This is a genomic window from Arthrobacter sp. C152 (assembly GCF_054890965.1).
Genome location: NZ_JBTZSU010000022.1, coordinates 1 through 22,764 on the forward strand (window position 1 = coordinate 1; position 22,764 = coordinate 22,764).

The 22,764-nt window shown below is 68.1% G+C and carries 18 protein-coding genes; 8 read left to right on the forward strand and 10 right to left on the reverse strand.

What is annotated here, in order from left to right:
• The coding region (locus tag ACYSM9_RS14650; protein WP_461857680.1) for an HNH endonuclease at positions 1-602 on the forward strand (602 nt) is incomplete at its 5' end.
• Between the two features lie 169 nt (positions 603-771).
• Here the strand turns inward: ACYSM9_RS14650 and ACYSM9_RS14655 are convergent.
• The 3 genes from ACYSM9_RS14655 to ACYSM9_RS14665 form a co-directional block, all read right to left on the reverse strand.
• The gene (locus tag ACYSM9_RS14655; protein WP_461857681.1) at positions 772-2,130 is read right to left on the reverse strand and encodes an ABC transporter substrate-binding protein; all 1,359 of its coding nucleotides are present in this window, start codon (positions 2,128-2,130) and stop codon (positions 772-774) included.
• 198 nt (positions 2,131-2,328) lie between these two features.
• Positions 2,329-3,273, reverse strand: coding sequence for a carbohydrate ABC transporter permease (locus tag ACYSM9_RS14660; RefSeq protein ID WP_461857682.1), 945 nt, complete (start codon positions 3,271-3,273; stop codon positions 2,329-2,331).
• Positions 3,263-4,207, reverse strand: a complete 945-nt coding sequence (locus tag ACYSM9_RS14665; protein ID WP_461857683.1) for a carbohydrate ABC transporter permease — start codon at positions 4,205-4,207, stop codon at positions 3,263-3,265. The genes ACYSM9_RS14660 and ACYSM9_RS14665 overlap by 11 nt, the downstream gene beginning before the upstream one ends.
• A gap of 344 nt (positions 4,208-4,551) precedes the next feature.
• On the opposite strand from ACYSM9_RS14665, the gene ACYSM9_RS14670 reads away from it, so the two are divergent.
• The 4 genes from ACYSM9_RS14670 to ACYSM9_RS14685 are packed head-to-tail and all read left to right on the forward strand — an operon-like array spanning position 4,552 to position 10,219.
• Positions 4,552-5,847, forward strand: a complete 1,296-nt coding sequence (locus ACYSM9_RS14670) for an ABC transporter substrate-binding protein (protein ID WP_461857684.1) — start codon at positions 4,552-4,554, stop codon at positions 5,845-5,847.
• A 42-nt stretch (positions 5,848-5,889) separates the two neighbouring features.
• Positions 5,890-7,050 (forward strand): acetylxylan esterase, encoded by a 1,161-nt coding sequence (locus tag ACYSM9_RS14675; RefSeq protein WP_461857685.1) that lies wholly within the window; start codon positions 5,890-5,892, stop codon positions 7,048-7,050.
• Positions 7,051-7,085: 35 nt separating this feature from the next.
• Positions 7,086-9,107: a DUF6807 family protein gene (locus ACYSM9_RS14680; protein WP_461857731.1), complete on the forward strand. Its 2,022-nt coding sequence runs from the start codon at positions 7,086-7,088 to the stop codon at positions 9,105-9,107.
• Entirely contained in the window at positions 9,104-10,219 is a 1,116-nt protein-coding gene (locus ACYSM9_RS14685) for a M24 family metallopeptidase (protein ID WP_461857686.1), read from the forward strand. The genes ACYSM9_RS14680 and ACYSM9_RS14685 overlap by 4 nt, the downstream gene beginning before the upstream one ends.
• A 72-nt stretch (positions 10,220-10,291) precedes the next feature.
• Here ACYSM9_RS14685 and ACYSM9_RS14690 read toward each other — a convergent pair whose 3' ends face one another.
• The 5 genes from ACYSM9_RS14690 to ACYSM9_RS14710 are packed head-to-tail and all read right to left on the reverse strand — an operon-like array spanning position 10,292 to position 16,163.
• Positions 10,292-11,743 (reverse strand): aldehyde dehydrogenase (NADP(+)), encoded by a 1,452-nt coding sequence (locus ACYSM9_RS14690; RefSeq protein ID WP_461857687.1) that lies wholly within the window; start codon positions 11,741-11,743, stop codon positions 10,292-10,294.
• A 32-nt stretch (positions 11,744-11,775) separates the two neighbouring features.
• On the reverse strand, positions 11,776-12,879 hold the full coding sequence (locus ACYSM9_RS14695) for a mandelate racemase/muconate lactonizing enzyme family protein (protein WP_461857688.1): 1,104 nt from the start codon (positions 12,877-12,879) through the stop codon (positions 11,776-11,778).
• Positions 12,879-13,784 (reverse strand): 5-dehydro-4-deoxyglucarate dehydratase, encoded by a 906-nt coding sequence (locus ACYSM9_RS14700; protein WP_461857689.1) that lies wholly within the window; start codon positions 13,782-13,784, stop codon positions 12,879-12,881. Before ACYSM9_RS14700 ends, ACYSM9_RS14695 begins: the two co-directional genes overlap by 1 nt.
• Positions 13,781-14,740, reverse strand: coding sequence for an NAD-dependent epimerase/dehydratase family protein (locus tag ACYSM9_RS14705; protein WP_461857690.1), 960 nt, complete (start codon positions 14,738-14,740; stop codon positions 13,781-13,783). The genes ACYSM9_RS14700 and ACYSM9_RS14705 overlap by 4 nt, the downstream gene beginning before the upstream one ends.
• A gap of 10 nt (positions 14,741-14,750) precedes the next feature.
• Positions 14,751-16,163 (reverse strand): Gfo/Idh/MocA family protein, encoded by a 1,413-nt coding sequence (locus tag ACYSM9_RS14710; RefSeq protein ID WP_461857691.1) that lies wholly within the window; start codon positions 16,161-16,163, stop codon positions 14,751-14,753.
• Positions 16,164-16,456: 293 nt separating this feature from the next.
• Between ACYSM9_RS14710 and ACYSM9_RS14715 the strand changes: the two genes are divergently transcribed.
• The gene (locus ACYSM9_RS14715) at positions 16,457-17,488 is read left to right on the forward strand and encodes a LacI family DNA-binding transcriptional regulator (protein WP_461857692.1); all 1,032 of its coding nucleotides are present in this window, start codon (positions 16,457-16,459) and stop codon (positions 17,486-17,488) included.
• 6 nt (positions 17,489-17,494) lie between these two features.
• On the opposite strand, the gene ACYSM9_RS14720 is transcribed toward ACYSM9_RS14715, so the two are convergent.
• Positions 17,495-18,085, reverse strand: coding sequence for a TetR/AcrR family transcriptional regulator (locus tag ACYSM9_RS14720; RefSeq protein WP_461857693.1), 591 nt, complete (start codon positions 18,083-18,085; stop codon positions 17,495-17,497).
• Between the two features lie 109 nt (positions 18,086-18,194).
• On the opposite strand from ACYSM9_RS14720, the gene ACYSM9_RS14725 reads away from it, so the two are divergent.
• Positions 18,195-19,496 carry an MFS transporter gene (locus tag ACYSM9_RS14725; protein ID WP_461857694.1) on the forward strand — a complete coding sequence of 434 codons (1,302 nt, stop codon included), beginning with the start codon at positions 18,195-18,197 and terminating at the stop codon, positions 19,494-19,496.
• Positions 19,497-21,995: a beta-glucosidase family protein gene (locus tag ACYSM9_RS14730; RefSeq protein WP_461857695.1), complete on the forward strand. Its 2,499-nt coding sequence runs from the start codon at positions 19,497-19,499 to the stop codon at positions 21,993-21,995. It begins immediately after the preceding gene.
• Here ACYSM9_RS14730 and ACYSM9_RS14735 read toward each other — a convergent pair.
• A complete protein-coding gene (locus tag ACYSM9_RS14735) occupies positions 21,992-22,711 on the reverse strand; it encodes a FadR/GntR family transcriptional regulator (RefSeq protein WP_461857696.1) in 720 nt (239 codons plus the stop codon). The two genes, ACYSM9_RS14730 and ACYSM9_RS14735, sit on opposite strands and share 4 nt — an antisense overlap.
• Positions 22,712-22,764: the final 53 nt, after the last annotated feature.

The following is a 22,764-nucleotide window of genomic DNA, read 5'->3' on the forward strand; positions in this document are numbered from 1 at the left end:
CCCCCGGCACCGGGGAACTGGTGGCGATGGACTCCAAGGCCAGGCTCTTCCCGCCGGGATTGAAGCGCTTCCTGCAGGTCCGGGACGACACCTGCCGCACCCCCTACTGTGACGCGCCCATCCGGCACCACGACCACATCATGTCCTGGCAGAACGGCGGCCCCACCACAGCCGTCAACGGCCAAGGCCTCTGCGAAGCCTGCAACCACACCAAAGAAACCCCCGGCTGGACCGCCAAGCCCGTTCCCGGCCTGCGCCACACCATGGAAACCACCACCACAACCGGACACACCTACCACTCGATGTCGCCGCCCCTGCCAGGAACACCACTACTGCCGGGAACTGCACATGCCGGGATAGATCAATATCGATACGCCGCGCGCCCATCCCCGGCCGAACAAGCCCAGCCTCCCAATGCCGTCCAGATTTTGGGAAGGGTGATAGCGCCACGCACTCATGGGCACCCCCCGCTTTCCCAGCAGGCAGCTTCCGTAAAGGGCGGAGCAGCCAGGAAGGGCGGCACATCCAGGAGGGGCGGAGCAGCCAGACAGCGTGCTCTGTCCAGGAAGCGTGCCACGGCACGAAGGACCGGCGTACCGTAGCGGTGCTGGAGATCAACACTGAAGCCGGCAACGACACAGCTCCGCCCCGGAAGGAACCCGCGGTTCCCGCCGGGGCGGAGCTGCCACCCGCCGTCGGACGCCTGGAAGGAGGTTTCCTTCCCGACTGTCCGGAGCCGTGTTGGCGGGGTGAAGACGAACTGCCAGAGGACTAGCTGGCGATGGCCGACTTCATCTCGTCGGTTGCCTTCTTGCCGGCTTCCTCGGGCGAGAGCCGCTCGAAGAGGACCTCCGATGTGTAGCGCTTGATGATTTCCTGGATGGCACCTGCGCCCTTCGGCGGCGGTGCCGGAGCCTCGCCGAGTTCGTCCTTGATCTGGTCGATGAAGGACACCACCTTGACGTCGGCCGGGGTCAGCTTGGACTGGATGGCCGCCCGGACCTCAGAGTTCGGGTAGACGCCGCGGTCGGCCAGCAGGGCTTCACCGGCTTTGACGTTGTTGGTGAGGAAGTTGATGAACTTGGCGGTTTCCTGGGGGTGCTTGGTCCGCGAGGAGGCCGACCAGAACTGGGAAGCCTTGTACCAAAGCCCGGCGTCGGCAGCGGAACCGGTCTTGGTGGGGAACCGCAGGATCTTCAGGTCTCCGCCGGATGCCTTTTCCAGCGCCGGGGCCTGGTTGGACCACCAGAAGGCCATGGCGTTCTTGCCGGTGGCCAGTCCGCTTTGGTCCAGCGGAGCCGCCTCGGCCTCGACCACCTCGGAAGCGGACGGCACCGCCTTGTCCTGGCTGAGCTTCTTCAGGAAGGCCCACCACTCGGCGATGTCGGCCGGCTCGAAGCCGAGCTTGCCGTCCGAGGTGTAGAGCGATTTGCCGTTCTGCCGCAGCCATACGCCCAGGGAAGCTTCGTCCGTTCCATAGGCGGCCGCCCCGTAGGTGCCCTTGGGCGACTTGGCCGTGATCTCGGCGGCGATGCGTCCGAAGTCTTCCCACGTCCATTTCGTGTCGTCCGGGAGGGGGACGCCGGCAGCCTTGAAGACGGCAGGATTGGCCAGGATCGTGGCCGCGTTGATGCCGGCGGCGATGCCCGTCAGCCCCTTCTCGCCCTTGCCCGCATTGAGGGCTTTCTCGTCGAGCTTGGAGGTGTCAATGTCGTATTTGGACAGGTCCAGGAGGGCACCGCGGCTGGAGTACTCCGTGATGTATTTCTCGTCCATCTGGATGATGTCCGGGGCGTCATTGGCCGCCACCTGCGTGGCCAGCTTGTCCCAGTAGCCGCTCCAGTCGCCGAATTCCGGCTTGATCTTGATCTTGGGGTTCTCGGCCTCGAACTGCTTGATGGCCTCCTGGGTCAGCTGGGCGCGCTTATCGCCGCCCCACCAGGAGAAGCGCAATTCAACGGTGCCGTCCGCGCTCTGCGGGGCCGCTCCCCCGCCGCAGGCGCTGAGGGCCATGACGGCGGCGACGGCAGCGGCAACTGCGCCGGCTTTACGGGTGCGGCGCGTGGTTCTCGATGGGGAATTTCCTGCTGGCTGCTTTGTTGCAGACGCAGGTCGGGGAAAAAGCGGCACTGAGTACTCCGATCTTCGTTGATCTTGGGGATTGTGGGTGGAGTTTGGTGTAGGCGACGCCATCGTGGAAAGCGCTTTCTGGCATTAAGACTACAAGTTCAATACTTGTAATACAAGACGTGCGCGGTGCTGAAATTATCCCGTCGGAACACACCAGCGGCCCGCCTCCAGGGCGGGCCGCTGGCACGAACGTGTGGGCTACTTGATGCCGGTGGTGGCGATGCCCTTGATGAGGAACCTCTGTCCGAAGAGGAAGACGAGGAAGACGGGCAGCAGGGACACGATGGACATGGCGAACAGTGAACCCCAGCTGGTGGCTGACTGGGAGTCCACGAAGGCCCGCAGCGCAACCGGAACCGTGAACATGTCGGGGTCCGTCAGGTAGATCAGGGCGCCGAAGAAGTCGTTCCAGGTCCAGATGAAGGTGAAGATCGTGGTGGTGGCCAGCGCCGGCACCATCAGGGGCAGGATGACGCGCAGGAAGATCCGCGGGTGCCCGGCGCCGTCAATCCGTGCGGCTTCATCCAGCTCCCGGGGAATGCCGCGGATGAACTGGACCATGAGGAACACGAAGAACGCGTCCGTGGCCAGCAGTTTGGGGACCAGCAGCGGCCAGAAGGTGTTCACCCAGCCGATCTGCGAGAACAGGATGTACTGCGGCACGATCACCACGTGGAAGGGCAGCATGATGGTCAGCAGCATGATGCCGAAGAAGAGCTTCTTGCCCGTGAACTGCAGCCGGGCGAAGGCGTAGGCGGCCATCGAGCACGAGACCAGGTTGCCCAGGATTGAGCCGATGACCACGATGGCCGAGTTCAGCATGTAGTGGCCGAACGGATGCGTCAGCGCGGACCAGCCGGACGTGTAGTTGCTCATCTCCAGGCTGTTGAGCCACAGGCCGGGCTCGCGGAAGATCAGCTCGTTGGGCCGCAGCGAGGAGACCACCATCCACAGCAGCGGATAGATCATCAGGCCGCCGGCCAGGATGAGGATGCCGTGCTTCATCAGCGCCTTGCCCCGCTGGGCCCGGCTGAAGGCCAGCGTTCCACGGGACTCGCGGACCCGGGGCTTGCGGTTCGTAGGCTTGCCGGCCCCCGCGGACTTCCTGTCCGGGGCGGGCAGCGTCTCCAGCTTAGTCGTCATAGAAAACCCAATACTTAGAAGCGATGAAGTTGATGGCGGTGAACACGCCGATGATGAGCAGCAGCACCCACGCCATGGCGGAGGCGTAGCCCATGTCGAACTGGCCGAAGCCCTTTTGGTAGAGGTACAGCGTGAAGAACATGGTGGAGTCGGAGGGGCCCCCGTTGCCGCCGGAGACGATGAACGCCTGCGTGAACGACTGGAACGAACCAATAATCTGCAGCACCAGGTTGAAGAAGATGATCGGGCTCAGCATGGGCAGCGTGATCCGCCAGAACTGCTGGAGCGTGGTGGCGCCGTCCACTCTGGCGGCCTCGTAGTACATGGTGGGGATCTGGCGCAGACCCGCCAGGAAGATGATCATCGGAGCGCCGAACGTCCAGACGTGCAGCAGGATGATCGACCCGAGCGCTGTGCTGGGGTCCGAAATCCAGCCGGGTCCCTGGATGCCGAACATGGCCAGCACCTGGTTCACCAGGCCGGTGGTGCCGAAGATCTGCTTCCACAGGATGGCGACGGCCACCGAGCCGCCCAGCAGGGAGGGCAGGTAGAACACGGAACGGTAGAACGGCAGCCCGCGCAGCCCCTTGTCCAGGACGAGCGCGATCAGCAGTGCCACGGCCAGCTGCAGCGGAACGCCGATGAAGACGTACGTGAAGGTGACCCGCAGCGAGTTGTGGAGCCGGGCGTCGCTGAGCATCCGGGTGAAGTTGTGCAGGCCGGTCCATTCGGGCGGCTGCAGCAGGTTGTAATCGGTGAAGGAAAGGTAGAGGGACATCAGCATCGGACCGATGGTGATGGCCACCAGGCCAACCAGCCACGGCAGCAGGAAGATGTAGGCAGCCTTGTTGTCGCGGCTGTTGGCCTTCTTTTCTTCGGCGGTGGCTTTGCCCTTCCGCCGGCTCAAAGAGGAAAGTTCGCTGATGGCACTCACGCGGGCTGCTCCATCCGTTGTGTCAGGCCCGCGGCCGGCGTTGCTGCCGGCGGGGGCGTCCCGGGAATTGGGTGTGCGGCCATGTGGTCTCCTTTGGTCATCGTGGCCTCCAAGTTGTGGCCACCGCCTGGGCGATGGGTCCAGCTGCTTCCCGGATGATGGCTCCTCCGCAACCGGTAAGCTGCGGAGTGGTCCAGTACCGCCGGGAAGGCTGTCGAAAAAGCGGCTCCGTACCAAAGTAAACGGTTTCTTGACTCCTGTATAGCCCTTTGTTAGTTTTTGAGAAAACGCTTTCTGTTACGCGCCGGACTTGCGCGGAACAACTCACGATGAGGGGCACGACAATGAAGTTTGGTCTCAGCAGATCCGCAAGGGGCCTGGCCGCCGCGGCCGCAGCACTGGCACTGGCCCTGACCGGCTGCGGCAACAGCCAGCCGGCCGCCAAAGTGGGCACGGCGGAGGACCCTGTAACCATCCGCTTCGCCTGGTGGGGCAACGACTCCCGGGCGAAAACCACCATGGAAGTCATCAAGGCTTTCGAAGCAGCCAACCCCACCATCAAGGTCCAGGGCGAAAACACCGAATACAGCTCCTACTGGGACAAGATGGCCACCCAGATCGCCGGCGGCACGACGCCGGACGTGTTTGCGATGAGCGGCGCCTATCCCGGCGAATACGCCAGCCGGGGCGTGCTGCTGGACCTGGACAGGGTCAAGGAGCAGATCGATACCTCCAAATTCGCGGAAGGCACCGTGGACCTGGGCAAGATCGAGGGCAAGCAGTACACCCTCACGGCGGGCGTCAACTCGATGTCCATGGTCGTCGATCCCAAGGTCTTCGAGGCCGCGGGCGTGCCCCTGCCCAACGATGAAACCTGGACGTGGGACGACTACGCCACCATTGCCGCCGAGCTCACCAGGAAATCACCGGCCGGGACGTTCGGCACCACGCCGATGTCCAACGACTCCTTCCTCGCCGTATGGGCCCGGCAGAACGGCGAGGAGCTCTACACCGGCGACGGCAGGAAGATGGGCATCAGTGAGGACACCCTCACCCGGTGGTTTGAACTCAACAAGAAACTGATGGACACCGGCGGCGCCCCGTCCGCGTCGCAGACCGTGGAGGACGGCTCCGCGCAGCCGGAGATGACGCTGATGGGCCAGGGCAAGCAGGGCATGAAGATCTCCTGGAGCAACCAGATGACGTCCTATTCCGGCTCGCCGCTGGTGATGATGAAGCTTCCGGGCGAAAGCAAGCAGCCGGGCGCCTGGCTCCGCTCCTCCATGGAATACGCCATTTCCGCCAAGTCGTCCCAGCCCAAGGAAGCGGCACTCTTCATCAACTACCTGGTCAACAACCTTGACGCCGCCAAGCTCATCAAGAGCGACCGCGGCATGCCGGCCAACACGGACATGAAGGCCGCCATCACCCCGCTGCTGAAGGAGACGCAGCAAAAGGAGGCTGCCTACCTGGACCGGATCGCGGAACTGGATGTCGAAGCCCCGAAGCCTTTCCCGGCAGGGTCATCGGCCACCATGGAAGTTTTGAACCGTTACAACACGGATGTACTCTTCGGAAAGATCTCACCGCGGGACGCCGCCAAGGGCCTGATTTCCGAGGTCAACCAAAATCTCGCATAACCCGTCCGGGAACAACGCAGCTGGACGAAAGGAGGCAGCCACATGGGTGGAACAGCACGGCCCAGCGCCATCGCCGGCTACGAAGACTGGCCCGCCTACATGCGCAGCCATCCGCGCCACACGGCTGCAGACCCCCGCGCCCAGGAACTGGCGGACGTCCTGGGCGTCCCCGGGTCCTGCGGGCCGGTGGATGTGAGCGTCCATTGGGAGGAAACGTACGACGGCGCCACCACCTCCCAGCTCAGCTGGCAGTTGGGTTTCGGGCCGCGCACCACGGGCTGGCTGGTCCGTCCGGCCGGAAGTTCCGGTCCACTGCCGGGCGTCCTGGCCCTCCACTGCCACGGCGGAAACAAGTTCGGCGGCGCCGACCGGCTGGTGGAACTGCCGGATACCCACCCGTCGGCTGGCGCCGCCCGGGCCGGCCACTATGACGGACGGGCCCTGGCCAGCGGCGTTGCGCGCCGCGGCTTTGCCGTCCTGGCCCACGACTCCTTTGCGTGGGGCAGCCGCAAATTCGATCTCTCCACTCCCCCCTGGCGCACCGCCTCCGCGCTGGAGGCGCGGCGCGCGCAATGGCGGCAGGACGGCGTCGTACCTTCCGAAGCCGATGACTACAACGCCGCGGCGGGCTTCCACGAGGACACCGTTGCCAAGACCGCCGGGCTGCTTGGCACCAGCTTGGCCGGCATGGTGGCCTGCGACGACCTCGCAGCACTGGAGATCCTCGCAACCATGCCTGGCGTGGACAGCTCACGGCTGGGCTGCATCGGTTTCTCGGGTGGCGGCGGCCGTTCACTGGCCCTGGCCGCGCTGAGTCCCCGGATCCGCGCCGCGGTGGTCACCTGCATGATGACCACCTTCGAGTCCCTGCTGCCGGCCTACCTCGATGCCCACTCGTGGCTCCTGCAGACGCCAGGGCTCTGGAAACTTGGTGACTGGCCGGAGCTCACCACCCGCACGGACACCGCCAGGTTCCTGGTGCAGTACGCCCTCGCGGACGAACTCTTCCCCGAAGACGGCATGCGGCAGGCCCACGCGATGCTGGAATCCCTGCACGCCGGCACGGCCCGCTACACCGGCAGCTTCTGGCCCGGTGGCCACATCTTCACATCCCCCATGCAGGACGAAGCCCTGGACTTCCTGGCCGCAACACTGGACCCCCCGGCGCCCGACTCCAACCGACACCTCCTAGGAACCCCGTGACCACTCAGCATTTCGCCGCTTCCGACCCCGGCCGTATGGCGGGCAGCGGCACACCTCCCGCCGCCGTTCCCCGGATTGCCCTGGTCGGCGTCCACGGCTTCGGCGAACGGCACCTGGCCAACCTGGCACGGCTGCAGGAAGCCGGCAGACTGGAACTGGTTGCGGTCGCCGATCCCAACCCGCCCGCGCCCGGCACTCTCGCCGAATCCGTGGCGGTGTTCCCGGACCTTGCCGCCCTGCTGGCCGCCCAACCGGGCGCCGACGTCGTCATCCTCGCCACTCCCATCCAGACGCACGCCCCGCTGGCCGCCGCTGCACTGTCCGCGGGCATGGATGTCTATGTGGAGAAGCCCCCGGTGGCCTCCCTGGCCCAGTTCGAGGACGTCCTGGCGGCGGCCAGGAACAATGGCCGCCTGGTCCAGGCGGGCTTCCAAAGCCTGGGGTCCGCAGCCCTGCCGGCCATAGCCGGCCTGGTGGCGTCCGGAGGAATCGGGGACATCCTGGGCATCAGCGCCACCGGCCAGTGGGTACGCAGCAAGGCCTACTTCAAACGCTCACGCTGGGCCGGCAGGCGCAGCCTGGACGGCGTGGACGTAGTGGACGGGGTGGCCACCAATGCGCTGGCCCACGCCGTGGCAACCGCGCTGCACGTTGCCGGAGCCCGCACGCTCGCCGATGTCGCGTCCGTGGAGACGGACCTGTACCGGGCGCACGACACCGAAAGCGACGACACCTCCGTCCTCCGGATCCGCACCGCCCAGGGGGCCACGCTGCTGTGCGCCATGACACTGTGCGCCCCCGGGCAGCTGGACCCGTCCGTGACAGTGCACGGCACCCTCGGGGAGATCACCCTCTACTACACGCGGGACGAGGTGGTCGTCAGCACCCCCGACGGCGAGCGCCGCGAAACGTTCGGCCGCACCGATCTGCTGGAGAACCTCCTGGACGCCAGGTCCACGGGGGCGCCGCTGCTCTGCGCCCTGGAGGACACCGGCGCGTTCACCGCTGTCCTGGAAGCCATCCGCACGTCGCCCGCGCCGGCCCCGATCGACGCTGCGCACATCAGTTGGGAAGGGGAGGGCGACGACGCCCACCCAGTAGTGCACGGCATCAGTGACGTGATGGGCCGCGCCGCCAAGGCGCAGGCAACCTTCGCCGAACTCGGTGTCCCCTGGGCCCGGCAGCTTCCCCCCTCCCGCACCCTCACCCTGGACGGCCGCCCGGTGGCCGGGTACCAGGACGGCAGCCGCATCCGCGCCGTCTCCTCGCCGCGGCCCTACCTCCACCCGGTCCGGACGCTGAACGGCACCGTGGTGACCGACCACCTGCCGCTGGACCACGTCTGGCACCTCGGGGCCGGGGTCGCCCTGCAGGACGTGGACGGCGTCAACTTCTGGGGCGGCAGGACGTACACCCGCGACGCCGGGCAGTACATTTGGCGTCCGGACCACGGCAGCATCGAAGTCACCGCCACCGCTGTTGAGGACACCGACGCCGGGCCCGCCACCACCGGAAAGCTGCAGGAGACCCTGAGCTGGAACGGTCCCGACGGCGCCCCGCTCCTTCGGGAGGAACGCACCTGGGCGTGGTCCGGCGTCGCGCCCTCCATCTGGCGCCTGTCGCTTGACTTCGCACTCTCCCCGGCCGGCGACAGCCCGGTCAGCCTGGGCAGCCCCGGGTCCAACGGCCGATTCGAAGGCGGCTACGGCGGCTTCTTCTGGCGGCTGCCCGCCTGCGCGGACGCCACCGTGTGGACAGCGTCCGGCAGCGGCGAGGCGGAGACGCACGGCAGCGCCACGCGCTGGCTCGCGTGGTCGGGAAAGTTCGACGGCGGCCCGGCCACCCTGGTGTTCGTGGCGCCGGAAGGGTCCACGGACCCGTGGTTCGTCCGCGTGGACGGGTATCCGGGCGTGGGCCAGTCACTGGCGTGGGACACTCCCGTCATCGCCGCACCGGGCCGCCCGGTACGGCGGCAGATCACCGTTTTCGTGGCCGACGGCAGCCTGGCCACCACCGACATCGAAGCTTTGATCAACCAGCAGGGGGACCCGTCATGACGCAGACAGCAGCCACAGCACTTCCACAGCTCCGGGCACGGCAGGCTCCGGCGTCCCCGGCCGACCGTGCCGTCAAGCGCCGGCGCGTCCTGGACATCCTCGACGCGGCAGGCCGGGACTCCGTGCTCCTGGCCACCCACACGGCTCTGACCTGGTACCTGGACGGCAGCCGGGTCCACATCAGCCTGGCCGGGGACCCGATCGCCGCGTTGCTGGTGGACCGCAACGGCGACCACCTGGTGACGTTCAACAACGAGGCCGGCCGGATCGCTGCCGAGGAGCTCCCTGCCGGGGTCACCCTGCACACCGTGCCCTGGTACGGGAACCTGCACCAGGAGGCCGCCGCCCTCGGGACCGGTGCGCAGGCTCCGTTGCCGGAAGCCGAAGTGGCTGCCGAGCTGCGCGCCGCACGCCAGCAGCTGCTCCCGGCCGAAAGCGCCAGATACGCCCGGCTGTGTTCGGAGCTGGCGGAGATCATGACGGACGTGCTGTCCGCCACGGCCCCGGAGACCACGGAGTTTGAGGTGGCCTCGGCCGTGGCGGCCCGGGTGGTAGCTGCGGGCGCGGAGCCACTGGTACTCCTGTGCAACGGCAGCTCCCGCAGCGGATTCCGGCACCCCCTGGCCACCCACTCCCCGCTGGGCCGGCGTGCCATGGCCGTGGTCTGCGCCCGCCGGGACGGACTGGTGGCCAACATCACCCGGTGGGTGAGGTTCGACGGCGGGACTGCCGAAGAGCTCGACGCCGAGGCACGCATCGCGGCCGTGGAAGCGGACATCCTTGACGCCACGGTCCCCGGCGCCCGGCTGGACGGGATCTTCGCCGGGATCAAGGTCTCCTACCAGCGGCACGGGTTCGGCGCGGACCAGTGGGAACAGCACCACCAGGGCGGACCGGCCGGTTACGCGGGACGTGACCCCCGGGTCACGGCCTCCGTCACGGACACGGTGGTCCAGGGCCAGACGTTCACGTGGAACCCGTCGGGGCCCGGCGTGAAGATCGAGGACACGGTGCAGCTCACGGAGTCCGGCCTGCAGGTCCTGACAGTGGATCCGCGCTGGCCCACCACCACCGTGAACGGCCTGCAGCGGCCGGTCACGCTGCAGCTGTAGGACCAAGGCGCAAAGAAAACCCCGGGACCGCGCAGTCCCGGGGTTTTCTTGGCTGTTTCCAGCTTTTTTGGTTTACGGAAGCTGCAGTTCCCCGTCCACCCGGCGCGGGATGCCCAGCGGGTTGCTGTCGTGCAGGCCCGGATGCAGCACCGTTTCCGGAGCGTCCTGGTAGGCGACGGGGCGCTGGAAGCGGCGGACCGCCGTCGCGCCCACCGAGGTGAACAGCGACGTGGTGGCCGGGTACGGACCGCCGTGCTGCTGGGCCCAGTTAACGGCGACGCCGGTGGGCCAGCCCTGGAACAGGACCCGGCCGGCGAGGCCGGAGAGCTGCTGCACCAGGTCCCCGATGTCCTCGCCCGGCTGGGCGTGCAGGGTGGCCGTGAGGCTGCCGGGTACCTTGGCCAGGACCGCGGACAGTTCGGCCTGGTCCCTGTATTCGATGAGCATGGTGGTGGGGCCGAAGCACTCTTCCAGCAGCTGTTCCGGGCGCTCGAGCACCTTGGCCGCGGTGGTGGCGAACACCACGGGCGCGGCCCCGTTGGCCGCCGCGTCCTGGTCGATGCTGCCGCTGACGATGTTCACGCCGTCCACGGCCGCGAAGCTGCGCAGCCCGTCCGGGTACGCCTCCGCGATCCGGCCGGTCAGCATGCCGTGGGCCGGCTTGTCCTTGCTGGCTTCTGCCACCTCCGCTGCAAAGCCCGTTCCTGCGGGGATGAACACCAGGCCGGGCTTGGTGCAGAACTGGCCGGCACCCAAAGTAAAGGACCCTGCGAGCCCGGCGGCGAGTTCAGCGGAGCGTGCATCCAGTGCTGCCGCGGTGATGACCACCGGGTTGAGGCTGCCCAGCTCGCCGTAGAACGGGATGGGATCGGGCCGGGAGGTGGCGAGGTCGAACAGGGCGCGGCCGCCGGGGATGGAACCGGTGAAGCCCACGGCCTTGATGGCGGGATCCTGGACGAGCGCCTTTCCCACCTCGCGCCCGCTGACGAGCGCGAACAGCCCGTCCGGGGCGCCGGCGCTGTGCAGGGCGTCCGCGACGATCTCCGCGGTCCGTTCCGAGAGCCGCAGGTGGCCGGAATGGGCTTTGACCACCACGGAGCAGCCGACGGCGAGCGCCGAGGCGGTGTCGCCGCCGGCCACGGAGAACGCGAAGGGGAAGTTCGACGCCGAGAACACGGCCACCGGGCCGATGGGCCGCAGGATGCGGCGCAGGTCGGGCCTGGGCGGGGTGGCACCGGGGTCCGCGTGGTCGATGATGGCCTCGAGGTAGGAGCCCTCGGTGACCACGCGGGCGAACAGGCGCAGCTGCCCGGTGGTCCGGGCCACCTCACCGGTCAGGCGGGGAGCGCCGAGGCTGGTCTCGGCATCGGCGATTTCCACCAGCTCCGCGGCATGTGCATCCAGTGCGTCGGCCACGGCGGTGAGCCAGGCGGCACGCTCGGCATCGGACGCGGCGGCGGAAACCCGGGCCGCTTCCGTGGCTGCGGCAGTGAGGTCGGACAGGGATAGCGTTGCAGTTGTCACGTCAGGAACCTGTTCGTTGTTGGAATGTGTGGTCAGGGCGCGTCCCGGAAGCGGAAACCGAGGCCCGGCTGGTCCGTTAGGGTCACCCGGCTGTTGCCGAACCGCACCGGTGCCGGTCCGTCCAGGATCCCCAGCTGCTCGAAGGACGCCTCCTCGACGTCCTCCACCAGCGTGGGCTCGGCCAGGGTCAGTGCCAGTTGCCCGGACAGTTCGGGGAGCAGGTGGGGCATCACCTTGATGCTGTGGGTCCGCGCCAGCTCCACGATCCGCCGGAACGGGGTAATCCCGCCTACCCGGATGATGTTCGGCTGGATGATGTCCACCGCCTCCGCCTCAATAAAGTCGCGGAACCGGTAGATGGTATGTAGGTTTTCGCCAAGGGCGATGGGTACCGGCGAGTGCTTGCGCAGCCGGCGGTAAGCCCACAGGTCGTCCGCCCGGAGAGGTTCCTCCAGCCATTCCAGCCCGTATTCGGAGAGTACGTCCAGGGCGCGGAAGGTGGTGGGCAGGTCCCAGCGTTGGTTGGCGTCGATCATAAGCCTGCGGTGCGGACCCAGGACGGAGCGGACGGCGGCCACCCGCTCCGCGTCCTCGCGGAGGTCGGGCTTGCCCACCTTGATTTTCACGGCCTGGTGGCCGGCGGCGACCCACCGTTCGGTCTGCCCTACGAGCTCCTCCAGCGTGTAATGCAGGTTCACGCCGGACCCGTAGACTTCGGCGGATTCCTGCCGCTGGCCGAGGAGTCCGGTCACCGAGGTGCCGGCGTGGCGGGCCTGCAGGTCCCACAAGGCGAGGTCGATTCCTGCCATCGCGATGGTGGTGAGCCCGCCGCCGCCTGCCTCGTGGAGCCGCTTCCACAGCGCGTCCCAGACTGCGTCGGGCGCGGCCGGAAGGCCGGTGACGAACGGGGCGATGTCGTAGTCGAGGAGTGCCTTCACGGCCTGCGGGCCGATGGTGGGCGTCCAGGAGAAGCCGTGCCCCGCGCCGCCGTCGTCCGTGTGGATCTGCGTGGCGATCACGTGGTTCTCCGGTGCCTCCGCGCCCCAGTTCCGCCGCAGCGGAACGGTGATGAGGCGGGTGGACAGCCCCGTGATGCGGGGTGTTGTACGGACCGCTGCGGCGGCCGGTGCGCCCATCAGCGGCCGGCCAGCTCGTAGCCCTTGGCGAGGATGGCCTTGAGCTGCACCAGCTGTTCCTCGGTGGGGTCCACCAGCGGCGCACGAACGGAACCTACGGGAAGGCCGCCCAGCCGCAGGCCGGCCTTGATCAGCGAAACGCCGAAGCCGGGGGTCTGGTCGCGCAGCCGGACCAGGGGTGCGTAGAAGCCTTCGAGGAGGGCGTTGCGGCGGTCCTCGTCCCCGGAGACGTAGGCGTCGTAGTAGGCCTTGGCGATCTCTGGCGCCATGGCGAACGCGGCCGAGGAGTACAGCGGGATGCCCAGGCCGCGGTAGGCGCCCTGCGTCAGTTCCGCGGTGAGCAGGCCGTTGAAGAAGGCGAAGTCCTCCCGCCCGGCGGCCTTGACGGCGGTCACGATTTCCTGGGCCAGGCCCACGTCGCCCAGCCCGTCCTTGAAGCCGATGACCTTGGGGTTGGCAGCGAGCCGGGCCATGGAGGCAGCGGTGAATTTGGCGTTCCCGCGGTGGTAGACAATCACGGGGAGGCTGCTGGCGTTGGCCACCGCCTCGATATAGGCCACGAGCCCGTCGGTGGGCCCGGTGACCAGGTAGGGCGGCAGCACCAGGAGGGCGTCGGCACCGGCTTCCTCGGCCGCACGGGCTGCGGCGAGGGCATGGCCGAGGGGGCCACCCGCGCCGGCCACCACCGGGACCTTCCCGGCCACTACCTCGACGGCGGCCGCCACCACGGTGCGGACCTCGTCGATGCTGAGGGCATGGAATTCACCGGTGCCGCAGGCCGGGAACACGCCGCCCGGGCCGAACGGGAGCCGGGAGCCGATGTGCTCCTTGAGCAGGTCCACGTCCACGGCGCCTTGGGTAGTGAACGGGGTGACGGGGAAGAACAGTACGCCGTCGAATTTCATGGTGTCTCCTTGGGTCCGCTGCCGGCTGCCACCAGCGCGGAGGTCTCGTCGTTGAGCATGGATTTAAGTTCGGTGCGCCAGCTGCGCTTCGGCTGCCAGCCGAGCAGTTCCTGGGCCTTGGCGATGGAGAACGCCGGGCTGGTACCGCCGAGACCGCCGCTGATGGCGTCGCTGCCGGGCAGGAATCCGGGCATCAGTTCCGCCAGCGGCGCCGTGGCCAGGGCATCGGCGGCGCCAACGAAGAAGGTCTCGCCGTTGGGGATTGACTCCATCTTCTGCAGCAGCAGGTCCAGGAAATCCGCCACGTCCCGGGCGTCCACGTAGTTGAACAGCGCCGGGGCGGACAGGGCCGGATCGGCGAGGCGCTCCGCCAGGGTGTGGCCCTGCTGGGTGGGGGCACCGTCCCATTCCTCAGGAGAGATGACGAAGCAGGGCCGGAACGCGGCGTAGCGGATCTTCTCCCCCTGGGCTGCGGCGAACATCTGCATGGTCTGCTCGGCGATGAGCTTGGACAGTGCGTAGGCATTCCAGGGCTTGGGCGGCGTCCGTTCGTCCAGCGGGAACGACGGCGGCAGCCAGCCTGCGGGCGACCCGTAACCCAGGACGGTGGGGCTGCTCGCGGTGATGATTTTCGGCACTTCCAGTTCCGTCGCTGCACTGATGACGGCGAAGGCGAGCCGGGTGTTGGTGGCGAAAATGACGTCCTCGGGTGCGCTGAACGGGACGGCGATCGCGGCAAGGTGGATGACGGCGTCGGGCCTTGTTTCCCCGATCAGTCGCAGCGCCTCCCCTGGAGCCAGGAGGTCCGCGGTTTCCTCGACCACCCCGGCCGGCACCTGCCCGGCCGGAATGGCGTCGCGGTCCACGGAGACCACCTCGTGGCCGGCCTGGGCCAGCCCCGCCACCACGCTCCTGCCCAGCCGGCCGGAGCCGCCGGTGACAAATATCCTGCTCATGGTTTTTCCTTTACTTGCCGCGGCGAAGGTCGACGCCGAGGTCCAGGTCAGCGATGCGGACGGGCAGGGTGGATTCGAGCGACTCGTTGCCGGCGATGCCCACGGACACGGACCGCAGCCCGTCCAGGTAACCGGACGGCCGGCCCAGCGGATCCTCGCCCGGGCCGTTGAAGAGGTCCGAAAGCAGGAGCGCGTCGCCGCCGCCGTGGCCGCCTTCACCGTTGACGATGGGCACCTCGTAGGCAGCCTCCCAGTGGCGCTGGACCACCAGGCGCTCACCGTTGCGGCGCACGGCGTCCTCTTCTTCCACGGGCGTGGCGCTCGGGTCCACCACGGTCTTCTTGTCGGTGCTGTGCAGGACGGCGGCGCGCTCCACCACTTCAAGCTCGGCGCGGCCTTCGGTGCCGTTGACGGCCACCCGGTAGCCCTCCCAGGGGCTGTGGGCGTTCAGGGAATAGCTCAGGCGCGGGCCGCCCTGGTACTCCACCACCAGGGCAAGGTTGTCCTCGATCGTGATGCCGCCGGTGAAGACGTCCTGGTCGCGGCGGTAACCGTCGTAATGCTCGTTGTCCAGGAACAGGGCCTTGAGCCGCTCGTCCTCCCTCAGGTCCAGCGCGAACGGGTCCCTTTCCGCGGCGGGCGCATCGGCGTCGGGCGTTCCGCGTTCGGGCCGGGGACCCAGGCCACGCTCCGCGGCGTTCTTGTCGCCGTAGAACTTCAGGCCGCCGGAGGCGAAGACGCGTTCGGGGACGTCGTCGATCCACCAGTTGACCAGGTCGAAGTGGTGGGATGCCTTGTGGATCAGCAGGCCGCCGGAGTTCTTCTTCTCACGGTGCCAGCGGCGGAAGTAGTCCGCGCCGTGAACCGTGTCCAGGACCCAGCTGAAGTCGATGGAGGTGACCTTGCCGATCACTCCGCTCTGGATGATTTCCTTGAGCGCGCTGTTGCGGGGCGAATAGCGGTAGTTGAAGGTGACCACCACGTTGCGGCCGGTCTCGTGCACCGCCTGGGTGATGCGGCGGCAGCCCTCGGCGTTGATGGTGAGGGGCTTTTCGACGACGACGTCCGCGCCGGCCCGGAGCCCCTCGACGATGTAGTCGGCATGGGTGTAGTCCGGCGTGGTGACGATGACCCGGTCAATGCTGTGGGCATGGATGAAGGCGGTGAGGTCGGCCGGGTCGAATGAAGCGACCGGCCCGGGGGCGCCGAGGTCCTGGATGAGCTTCTGGTAAAACTCCACCCGCCCCGGGTTCACATCGGAAAAGGCCACCAGCTCGGCCGTGTCCGCGTGCTCGCCGTAGATGGCGCGGATGTACATCTCGGACCGGCCGCCGGTGCCGATCAGGGCGATGCGCGCCCTGCCGGCGGCCGTTCCGGGCGTGGGGGCAGCTGCGGCCGAAGTGGTCTCGGCTGTGTTGACCATGGGGTCCCTTTCGAAGGCTTGCCCGGCCGTTGGGACGGCCGTTGTCATTGAGGCGGCGGCACTCTGCTGCACCGTTGTGAGAAAGCGTTTTCTTGGATCGCTATATGATTTGTACCAACCCCGGCACCCATCCGTCAACCGTTTCCAGCACTGGAGGAAACCGTTTTCTGGGACTGACGGTCCGCGGCCCTCCGCGCTGGCCGGAAAAGGGGCGGGAAAACACGGGAAAACAGTAGAAATCGGTTTCCCATCCCGGTATATGCTGTGATCCAGAGTTCAACGAAGGGTTCCCCATGGTCAGGAAATCGGCAAGCGGCCGGATCGGCATCGCTGATGTCGCAATTAAGGCCGGCGTTTCGCATGCCACGGTTTCCCGGGTGATGAACGGCAACTTCACGGTGGACCCGGATATCGCCGCCCGTGTCCGCGCGGCCGCTGCCGAGCTGAAGTACCAGCCGAACCCGGTGGGCCGCAGCCTCGCCCTGGGCAAGACCGACACCATCGGGATCGTGGTGCCGGACCTGGCCAACCCCACGTTCCAGGCGATCCTCCGCGGCCTGAGCCGGGCGGCCGCCCAGGACGGCTACCGTGTGCTGATCGCCGACTCCTTCGAGGTCTCCAGCGAGGAGACCATCCTGGCCGGCGAGGCCAGGCGGCGCTGCGACGGTCTGGTGCTTTGCGCGCCGCGCATGAGTGACGCGGAACTGGAGGAAATCGCACCATCGCTGCACCCGCTGGTGCTGATCAACCGCACCACCTCCACCCCGGGCGTCCCCAGCCTGGTGGTGGACTACGGGCAGGGCGTGCAGGACATCGCCGGGCACCTGGTGGAACTGGGCCACACCCGCCTGGCCTTCCTGGCGGGTCCGCCGCGCAGCGCCTCCAACGGGATGCGACTCAAGGGGCTGGAGGCCTTTCGGGCCGAACACCCCCAGGTGGACGTCACCATGCTGGAAGGTGGCTCGGATTTCGACACCGGCCATGAAGCCGTGGATGCCGTGCTGGCGAGCGGCGCCACCGGAATCCTGGCCTTCAACGACCTGGTGGCCATGGGCCTCATGAGCGGCCTGCACGAGCGGGGCCTGGACGTTCCCGGCGATATCTCAGTGACCGGCTTCGACGACATCCCTTTTGCCAAGTATACGACGCCGGCACTCACCACGGCGGCCGTGCCGATTACCGAACTGGGCGAGCAGGCCTGGCACCAGCTGCGTGCGCTGATCCGCAAGGAAGGCAACGAGGCCCCGGGCAGGTACCAGCCGCGGCTGGAAGTCCGCGCCAGCACCGGCCCGGCCAAGGCACCGCGAAGCACGGTCCACGGCTGAGCGCCGCTACGCGGCCGGGGGCTTCAGCAGCACGTCAATGAACCCGCGCAGTCCGTCCGCCACGTCCACGTCCTTGTCGTACAGCCACTGAAGCTGCAGGCCGTCGGACACCGCCACCACCAGCCGGGCCAGGTCCCTCGGCGGGAGGTCGGCGCGCGCTTCCCCGGCCGACTGGCGGTGTTCAATGTCCGCCGCCAGGACGTCAACGACCTCGGCGTACCGTTCCTTGAAGTAAGCATGCGAGTCATGCTCCGGGTCATTGGCGGTGGCTGAGGCCACGGCGTACAGGGTGGTCAGCCCCGGCTCACGACGGTTGCGTTCGGCGGAGCGCACCATCAGCGCAAGGCCGGCCTCCTCCGCCCCCATGGCCGAGAGGCTGCGGCGGTCCCTCTCGGCCAGGACCGCGGTCAGCAGTTCCTGCTTGCCCCGGAAATAGTGAAAGAGGGTGGCCTCCCTGACCCCGACCAGCTCCGCCACCCGCTTGAGGGCAGTGCCTTCGAAACCCTCGGTGGCAAAAACATCCGTCGCCGTCTGGATGATCTGTTCGCGGCGTTCCGCTCCCTTTGCGTACTGGCCACGGGGCTTTGATGAAGGCATCCGACCAGTCTATTTCACGCCGGATCCATAAAACCTAGTCAGACTTGATTTTTACCGCTACTATCTTCTGCAGGACCCAACGGAGGGTCGCTTTTCGTCAGGAGGCACCGTGGCCGTCAAGACCATCACCGAGGATTCCGCCGGGCTGCCGGCCGGCGGAACCTCACCCAGCACCGTTCAAACCGCTCCCGCAGGAGCAGCCGCCCGCACCCCGCGGGCCTATGTCATCGGCATGCCGATCGCGAGCGCCGGCCTCTGGATGGCCGTCCTGGCACCGGCGCTGGTCGTCCTGGCCATCAAGGTTTCGGAGATCACCACGCCGGAAACCCGCGCCGGGGCACTGAGCCTGGTTGCCGGCGTCGGCGCCCTGATCGCCCTGCTCGCCAACCCGTTCTTCGGCCGGTTGAGTGACCGCACAACGTCCCGCTTCGGCATGCGCAAGCCCTGGATCGTGGGCGGTTCCCTGGCAGGAATGGCGTCCCTGGTACTGCTGGGCACCGCGGACAACGTGGCAGGAGTACTGGCCGCCTGGGTCATCGCCCAGCTCGGTTTCAACGCGGCACTGGCCGCGCTGGTGGCCACCCTGCCGGACCAGACGGCACCCGCCGAACGCGGCCGCCTCTCCGGCCTGATCGGGATGACGCTGCCCGTTGGCCTCGTCGCCGCCGCATACTTCGCCCAGCTGTTCGACAACGCCTTCCAGATGGCGGTGGTTCCGGGGGCGGTAGGCACCGTCGTAACGCTCGCCTTCGCCTTCACCTTCAAGGACCGCGTCCTTGCCGAAAAGCCGGCGCCGCTCAGCCTGAAGGAAATTGCCGGTTCCTTCTACTTCAACCCGCGCCGCTACCCGGGGCTGGGCTGGGCGTGGTTCACCAAGTTCCTGGTCTACGTCGGCTACTGCGCGGGCCTGCTGTACCTGCCCTACTTCTTCGCAGACCACCTGCACGTCGCCGAAACGCAGGTCCCTGCGCTGGTCTTCCAGGCGACCCTGGTCAGTTCGGCGGGCACCGTGGTCACGAGCCTAGCCGGCGGCTGGATCAGCGACCGGATCGGCAAGCGCAAGGCGATGGTGATCGCGTCCGCCATCATCATGATGGCCGGCCTCGTGGTGATCGCCACCAGCAGCAGCACCGACCAGGTCCTGGTGGGCCAGGCGCTGGCGGGCCTTGGCCTGGGCTGCTTCGGAGCTGTCGACGTCGCCCTCATCACCGACCTGCTGCCCGGAAGCCAGAGCGAGAACGCCAAGACGTTCGGCGTCTTCAACATCGCCCAGGCGCTGCCCCAGTCCCTCGTTCCCGCCCTCGCGTTCCCCGTCATCACCCTCGGCGGCTACCCCGCACTCTTCATCGGCGGCGCCGTCGTCGGCATCATCGGCGCGGTCCTCGTCACCCGCATCAAAGGAGTCAAGTAGATGAACCCCGCACTTTCCCCCGCCGTCACGGCGCCCGCCGCCGGCTCGCCGGATGCCGAGGCGCGCATCCGTGAGCTTGCCGACAGCCTCAGCCTCGAACAGCAGATCCAGCTGCTGACGGGTGCTGATGTCTGGGCCACGCACGCCCTGCCTTCCATCGGCCTGTCCCGCGTGGTCATGTCCGACGGCCCCTCCGGCGTCCGCGGCGAAGACTTTGACGAGCGGCACGACTCGGTGTCGCTGCCGTCGTCGTCCGCCCTGTCCGCCACCTGGAGCGTGGAAACCGCGCACCGCTACGGCCAGGTCCTGGGCCAGGAGGCGCGCCGCAAGGGCGTGCACGCCGTCCTGGGCCCCACCATCAACCTGCACCGCTCCCCGCTGGGCGGCAGGCACTTCGAGTGCATGAGCGAGGACCCGCGGCTGACCGCCACGATGGCCGCCGGATATGTGGCCGGCGTGCAGTCCATGGGCGTTGGGGCAACCCCCAAGCACTACCTGGCCAACGAGGCCGAAACGGAGCGTTTCACCTCCAACTCGGTGGTGGATGAGCGCCCGCTGCGCGAGCTGTACCTGGCCGCCTTCGAAGACGCCATCACGGAAGCCCGTGCCTGGCTGGTCATGAGCTCCTACAACTCCATCAACGGCACCACCGCCAGCGAGAACAGCCTCCTGGAGACGCCGCTGTCCACCGAGTGGGGCTTCGACGGCGTCGTCGTCTCCGACTGGACCGGCGTCCGCTCGGTCGAGGCGGCCAACGCCCACCAGGACCTGGAGATGCCGGGGCCGGTCGGCCACTGGGGGCCCAAGCTGCTCGCGGCGGTCAATGACGGCCGCGTCAGCAGGTCCGCCATCGTCGAGAAAGTGGTCCGCATCCTGCGGCTCGCCGCCCGCGTGGGCTCGCTCGACGGCGTCTCCCCCGCCGTGGCGGACCTTCCGGCACAGCTCAACGCCGCCGCCGTCGCCCGCGAAGTGGCAGTCCGCGGCGCAGTCCTGGTCCGCAACAAGGAGAACCTGCTCCCCCTGAACCCGGCAGCGCTGGGAAGCGTGGCCGTCAGCGGACACAACGCCGACGAAGCACGCACCCAGGGCGGCGGCAGCGCCACCGTCATGCCCAAATACACCGTCTCGCCCCTGCAGGGCCTGCGCGAAGCGCTCCCCGGCGGCGTCCGCGTCTCCTACTCCCGCGGCGCCAAGGTGGCAGAGGGACTGCAGGCGTTCCCCCGCACCTCGCTGCACAACCCGGTGTCGGATGTGCCCGGCATGCGCGTCACCTTCCTGGCCGGCGACGGGACGGAAATCTCGGGCGAGGACCGGCTGGCCTCGCACCTGATCTGGTTCGGCGTCGGCATTCCCGAGGGCGCCGCAGCCATCCGGATGGAGGCTGACTGGACGGCCCCGACGGCGGGCATCCACCACCTCGGCGTCGGCACCGTGGGCCGGATCCGCCTGTCGCTGAACGGCGAGGAAGTGTTCAACGGCGAGATCGAGGACGATACCGATGTCCTCGGCGCGGCCCTGTTCGATCCGCCCAAGACCGTCCACCCCGTAACCACGGCCGCCGGCGATGCTGTCCGGATCGAGGCGGTGTACCACCTGCCCCGGGAGCAGGCCATTCCCTTCACCGCCATCCTCCTGGGCGAGGAAACCGTGGTCGAGGACCCGCAGGCCGAAATCGACGCGGCGGTGGAAGCGGCACGGGGCGCCGATGTGGCGGTCGTGGTGGTGGGAACCAGCGCAGCCATCGAGTCCGAGGGCTTCGACCGCAAGGACCTGGACCTCCCCGGCCACCAGAACCGGCTCGTCGAGGCCGTGGCCGCCGTGAACCCGCGCACCGTGGTGGTCGTCAACTCCGGTTCACCGGTCCTGATGCCGTGGCTGGACCGGGTGGGCGCGGTCCTGCTGGGCTGGTTCGGCGGCCAGGAGTTCGGCCGCGCGCTGGCCGACATCCTGCTGGGCACCGAGGAACCGGGCGGCCGGCTTCCGACCACCTGGCCCGCGGCGCTGGCGGACGTGCCCGTGCTGGACACCACCCCCGTTGACGGCAAGGTGGTCTATTCCGAGGGCATCCACGTCGGCTACCGCGCCTGGCTCAAGCAGCAGGCCGCAGGCGGCGCCGCACCGGCCCTGCCCTTCGGCTACGGACTGGGCTACACCACGTTCGAACTGGGTGCCCCGCACGCGCGGCAGTCGGTTCCGGCCGGTTCCGACGTCGTGGTCCACATCCCGGTCCGCAACACCGGGAACCGCTCAGGCCGCGAAGTGGTGCAGGTGTACCTGGACCGCCCGGAATCGGCCATCGAGCGTCCCGTCCGGTGGCTTGCCGGGTACGCCGGCACGCACCTTGCGCCCGGCGGCACCGAGAGCGTGGAGGTCCGGATCCCGGCCCGCTCGTTCGCGCATTACGACGGCGGCTGGCAGTTTGAGCGCGGAACGTTCCGGATCCTGGTGGGCCGGCACGCCGAAGACGACTTCCAGGTGCTGGAGATCGAGGTCCGCTAGCTTCCGTGGCCGGGCTGGGCCGGGTTATCCCCGCCCAGCCCGGCTTCGTTGTAGTACCCCTCGATATGTGCGGCCACGAGCGACGCCGCCCGGCCGCCGTCGCCCTCCCTGACCGCGGCGAGGATGTCCCGGTGCTCCGACCGCAGCCGCGACGCCGTGGCCTCCCAGTCCGGAAGATTGGCGGTCAGGTCGGCGGCATAGCCCTGGATGGCTTCGCGGAGCGAGCCCATCATGGCGCTGACCACGGCATTGCCTGCCGCGTTCGCGAGGGCAAAGTGGAAGCGGACGTCCAGGGCCAGGAAGTCGTTGACGGCAAGGCCCCCGGGAGCGTCCATGGCCCGCAGCAGGTCCGCCGCCTCGTCCAGTTCGGGGGCGTCCGGCCGGGCTTTGGCGGCAGCCCAGGATTCGAGCAGGATCCGCGTTTCCACGATGTCCGCCACCGGCAGGTGCTGGGTGGCCACATGGAGCCGCAGCGCCGAGCCCAGCGCCGCCGCCGGGTCCGAAATCACCACCGTTCCGGCCTCGGGCCCCGAACCCACTCCAGCGCGCACCACCCCCATCGCCTCCAGGATCCGGATGGCCTCCCGCACCGACGTGCGCGATACCTTGAGCCGTTCAGCCAGGCTGCGTTCGGCAGGAAGCCGGCCGCCCAGGGCCAGCCGTCCAGCGGAGAGCTCATTCTCGATCCAGGACAGGACAAGCTGGTGGGTGCGCATGGGTACATGGTAGTTGATGTGGTTGGACCACATGCCCTAGAGTGTGGTTGGAC